Source organism: Microcella sp. (assembly GCF_033763155.1).
Classification (GTDB): domain Bacteria; phylum Actinomycetota; class Actinomycetes; order Actinomycetales; family Microbacteriaceae; genus Microcella.
In genome coordinates this window covers 1-4,604 of record NZ_JANRKZ010000048.1, presented here as the reverse complement: position 1 = coordinate 4,604, position 4,604 = coordinate 1, and the positions used below count along the sequence as shown (strand labels likewise).

Genomic DNA, 4,604 nt, shown 5'->3' with positions numbered 1-4,604 from the left:
CGAACGCCGCCTACTACCGATTGGCGCAGTCGCTGTGACGGCGCCGATCACCCCCTAGACGTCCCCGGGCTCACGCCCCGGGAACGGCCCCGGCCCGATGTCGAGCCGGGTTCCGCAGCACCACCACATCCCCAATGAAAGGACACACAGTGAAGAAGAACCTTCTTCTCTCCGCCGTGGCCATCGGCGCGATGACCTTCGGTCTCGCCGCCTGCTCGGCCCCGGTCGCCGATGGTGGCGAGGGCGAAGGCGGCGGCCTCATCGGCGTCGCCATGCCCACCCGCTCGTCGGAGCGCTGGATCGCGGACGGCGACGCCCTCGTGGCTGAGCTCGAGGCGGCCGGCTACACCGTCGACCTCCAGTACGCAGAGGACGACATCCCGACCCAGGTCTCGCAGGTCGAGAACATGATCACCAAGGGCGCTGAGGCCCTGATCATCGCCGCGATCGACGGCACCACCCTCACCGAGGTGCTGCAGACCGCTGCCGACAGCGACATCCCGGTCATCGCCTACGACCGTCTGATCCGCGACTCGGAGAACGTCAACTACTACGCGACGTTCGACAACTTCCTCGTGGGCCAGCAGCAGGCCTGGACCCTGCTGAACGGTCTCGGCCTGACCGACCTCGAGGGCAACCCCCTCGACGGCGCGCCCGAGGGCCCGTTCAACATCGAGCTGTTCGCCGGCTCGCTGGACGACAACAACGCGTACTTCTTCTTCGACGGCGCCATGGACGTGCTCCAGCCGCTGATCGATGACGGAACGCTCGTCGTCAAGTCGGGTCAGGTCGACATCGAGCAGGCCGCTACGCTGCGCTGGGACGGCGAGGTCGCCCAGAGCCGCATGGAGGACCTCCTGACGGCGAACTACTCGGACGGCTCGAAGGTCGACGCGGTGCTGTCGCCCTACGACGGTCTGAGCCGTGGCATCATCTCGGCCCTGACCGACGCGGGCTACGCCGTGGGCGTCGACTTCCCGATCATCTCGGGTCAGGACGCCGAGGTCGACTCGGTCAAGGCCATCCTCTCGGGTGAGCAGTACGCGACCATCTTCAAGGACACGCGCGAGCTCGCGAAGGTTGCGGCCGGTATGGCCGTTGCTCTTCTCGAGGGCGGCGAGCCGGAGATCAACGACACCACCACGTACGACAACGGTGTTCTCGTCGTGCCGTCGTTCCTGCTCGGACCGGTGCCGGTCGTTGCCGACAACGTCCAGGAGGCGCTCGTCGACACCGGGTACTGGACGGCTGAGGAGCTCGGCCTCTAACGAGACTGAGTAACCAGCTCCACCAGTTGCATCTGGCCGGTGGTGGGGAGTCGCACTAGGCTCCCCACCACCGGCTCTTTCCCCCCAACGACGTAAGGAAGAGGCAGCACGTGACCCAGAACATCCTTGAGATGCGGTCGATCACGAAGACCTTCCCGGGTGTCAAGGCCCTTTCCGACGTCACCCTCGAGGTGGCGCGCGGCGAGGTGCATGCCATCTGCGGTGAGAACGGGGCCGGCAAGTCGACCCTCATGAAGGTGCTTTCGGGTGTCTACCCCCATGGCACGTACGAGGGCGACATCGTCTTCGAAAACGAGACGGTCGAGTTTCGCGACATTCGTGACAGCGAAGCCAAAGGCATCGTCATCATCCACCAAGAGCTCGCTCTGAGCCCTTATCTCTCGATCGCCGAGAACATCTTCCTCAACAACGAGGTCAAGGGCCCGCTCGGGCTCATCGACTGGAACCGCACCAACCAAGAGGCAAAGAAGCTTCTTGCCCGTGTCGGCCTCGATGAAGACCCCGTCACGCGCATTCTCGACATCGGAGTGGGCAAGCAGCAGCTCGTCGAGATTGCCAAGGCACTCTCGAAAGAAGTGAAGCTGTTGATTCTCGACGAGCCGACCGCTGCGCTCAACGACAGCGACAGCGACCACTTGCTCGATCTCATCCTGCACCTCAAGGGCCAGGGCATCACGAGCATCATCATCAGCCACAAGCTCAACGAGATCAAGAAGATCGCCGACTCGGTCACCGTCATTCGCGACGGCAAGACGATCGAGACGATGGAACACAAAGACGTGTCTGAAGACCGCATCATCAAGGGCATGGTCGGTCGCGATCTCGAACACCGGTACCCCGACCACACGCCGCACATCGGCGAAGAGGTTTTGCGCGTTGAGGGCTGGACGGCCCACCACCCGCAAGATGTTTCTCGCGTGATGGTCGACAGCGTCGACCTCTCGGTGCACGCGGGCGAGATTGTCGGCATTGCTGGCCTGATGGGAGCAGGGCGAACCGAGTTCGCCATGAGCCTCTTTGGTCAGAGCTACGGCAGCCGCATCACGGGCAAAGTCTTCAAGCGGGGTGTCGAGATCAAGACTCGCTCGGTGGACGAGGCGATTCGCAACGGCATCGCGTATGCGACTGAAGACCGCAAGATGTACGGGCTCAACCTCATCGAAGACATCAAGCGCAATATCTCGATGGCGTCGTTGCGCAAGCTCGTGCGAATGGGCCTCGTCAACGACAACGAAGAGTACAAAGTCGCCAACGAGTACCGCGAGAGCATGAACATCAAGGCTCCCACCGTGCTCACCAAGGCCGGCCAGCTGTCGGGTGGAAACCAACAGAAGGTTGTGCTCTCGAAGTGGATCTACAGCAACCCTGACGTGCTGATTCTCGACGAGCCGACACGCGGTATTGACGTCGGCGCGAAGTACGAGATCTACACGATCATCAACCGCCTCGCGAGCGAGGGGAAGGCGATCATCGTCATCTCCTCTGAACTGCCCGAACTGCTGGGCATTTGCGATCGCATCTACGCCCTCTCTGAGGGACGGATCACGGGTCAAATGCCCGTGGCCGACGCCACCCCCGAAGCCCTCCTCAAGCTCATGACCCTGGAGAAGCAGCGCTAATGTCTGACACCGCAACCAAGGCCCCGGCATCGTCGGGCATCAAGCTCCCCTCGACGCTCTCGCACATCGTGAGCGACCTCGGCAAGAACGGCATCTTCCTCGCGCTCATCGCCGTGGTCGTGCTGTTCTCGATCACGACCAACGGAATTCTCCTGCGGCCGCAGAACATCTCGAACCTGATCGTGCAGAACGGGTACATCCTGATTCTCGCGATCGGTATGGTGCTCGTGATCGTCGCCGGCCACATTGACCTCTCGGTCGGCTCGATCGCCGCCTTCATCGGAGCCTTCTCGGGCGTTCTGATTCGGGATGCCGGATTCCCGTGGTGGCTCGCCATCATCGGGGCTCTCGTCATCGGCGCGGTGGTCGGTGCGTGGCAGGGCTTCTGGATCGCCTACGTGGGCATACCCGCGTTCATCGTGACCCTGGCGGGCATGTTGATCTTCCGCGGGCTCGCGCTCATCACGCTCGGCAACTCGAACATTGGCTCGTTCCCCGAGGAGTACCGCGCTCTCGGTAATGGTTTCATCTCGTTCGCCGGGCCAGACGCCACGATCGACTACTTCACGCTGGGCGTCGGAGCACTCGCGATCGTTGCCCTCATTGTTCAGCAGGTGCGCACCCGCGCGGGCCGTGTGAAGTACGGCCAGACCGTCGACCCGACGGTGTGGTTCATCGCCAAGATGGCCTTCGTTGCCGTGGGTATCGGTGCCTTCACCTACGCTCTCGCGACGTTCAAGGGCATCCCGGTGACGCTCATCGTGCTCGCTGTGCTTGTGATGATCTACGGCATCGTCGCCAACCGCACGGTCTTCGGTCGTCACATCTACGCGATCGGTGGAAACCGCCACGCCGCTGAGCTGTCGGGCGTCAAGACGAAGTCGGTCGACTTCTGGCTGTTCGTGAACATGGGCATCTTGGCCGCTCTCGCCGGCCTCGTGTTCACCGCTCGACTGAACCTGGCCGGCCCGAAGGCTGGTGACGGCTTCGAGCTCGAGGCCATCTCGGCCGCGTTCATCGGTGGCGCTGCGGTTCAGGGTGGTATCGGCACGATCTCGGGCGCCATCATCGGTGGTCTCATCATCGGTGTTCTCAACAACGGTATGTCGATCATGGGCATCGGCATCGAGTGGCAGCAGGCCGTCAAGGGCCTCGTGCTGCTGCTCGCCGTCGCGTTCGACGTGTACAACAAGCGTCGCGCTGGGGCGAGCACCTCGCGCTAATCGCGGGCTCGTAAGATGGGGGTGGCCAGTTGGCCACCCCCATCTTCGTTTTTTGGAGCCCGCTGCGTGTCGACGGTCGTACACCCCGGAGACTCGCTGACGCGGCGCGAGCGCGCAGTCTATGTGGTGGTGCTCGGCGCGCTGACCGCACTCGGCCCGTTCACCGTCGACCTGTACCTGCCGGCCTTTCCGCAGATCGAGTCTGACCTCGCAGTCTCAACGGCAGTGGTGCAACTCACTCTCACGGCCACGATGTTCGGTTTCGCCTTTGGGCAGTTGATTGTCGGCCCGTGGAGCGACTCGGTGGGGCGTCGTATGCCCCTCATTTTGTCGACCGCCCTGCACGTCGGCGCCAGTCTCGGGGTGGCGCTCGCCCCCGACATCACGTGGCTCATGGCGTTTCGGGTGATGCAGGGCTTCGGGGCGTCGGCGGGCGGCGTTGTCGCGATGGCGATGGTGCGCGATCTCTTCGG

General features: G+C 63.3%; 4 protein-coding genes. All 4 read left to right on the top strand.

The genetic code is table 11. The annotated features are described in order from the left end of the window. The first annotated feature begins 149 nt into the window (after positions 1 to 149). Positions 150 to 1,268, top strand: coding sequence for a multiple monosaccharide ABC transporter substrate-binding protein (gene chvE, locus SFU54_RS02095; RefSeq protein WP_319014663.1), 1,119 nt, complete (start codon positions 150 to 152; stop codon positions 1,266 to 1,268). A 110-nt stretch (positions 1,269 to 1,378) separates the two neighbouring features. After that, positions 1,379 to 2,908, top strand: coding sequence for a multiple monosaccharide ABC transporter ATP-binding protein (mmsA, locus tag SFU54_RS02090; RefSeq protein ID WP_319014662.1), 1,530 nt, complete (start codon positions 1,379 to 1,381; stop codon positions 2,906 to 2,908). After that, positions 2,908 to 4,131 (top strand): multiple monosaccharide ABC transporter permease, encoded by a 1,224-nt coding sequence (gene mmsB / locus SFU54_RS02085; protein WP_319014661.1) that lies wholly within the window; start codon positions 2,908 to 2,910, stop codon positions 4,129 to 4,131. The genes mmsA and mmsB overlap by 1 nt, the downstream gene beginning before the upstream one ends. A gap of 66 nt (positions 4,132 to 4,197) precedes the next feature. Further along, a partial coding sequence (locus SFU54_RS02080; protein ID WP_319014660.1) for an MFS transporter occupies positions 4,198 to 4,604 on the top strand: 407 nt, incomplete at its 3' end.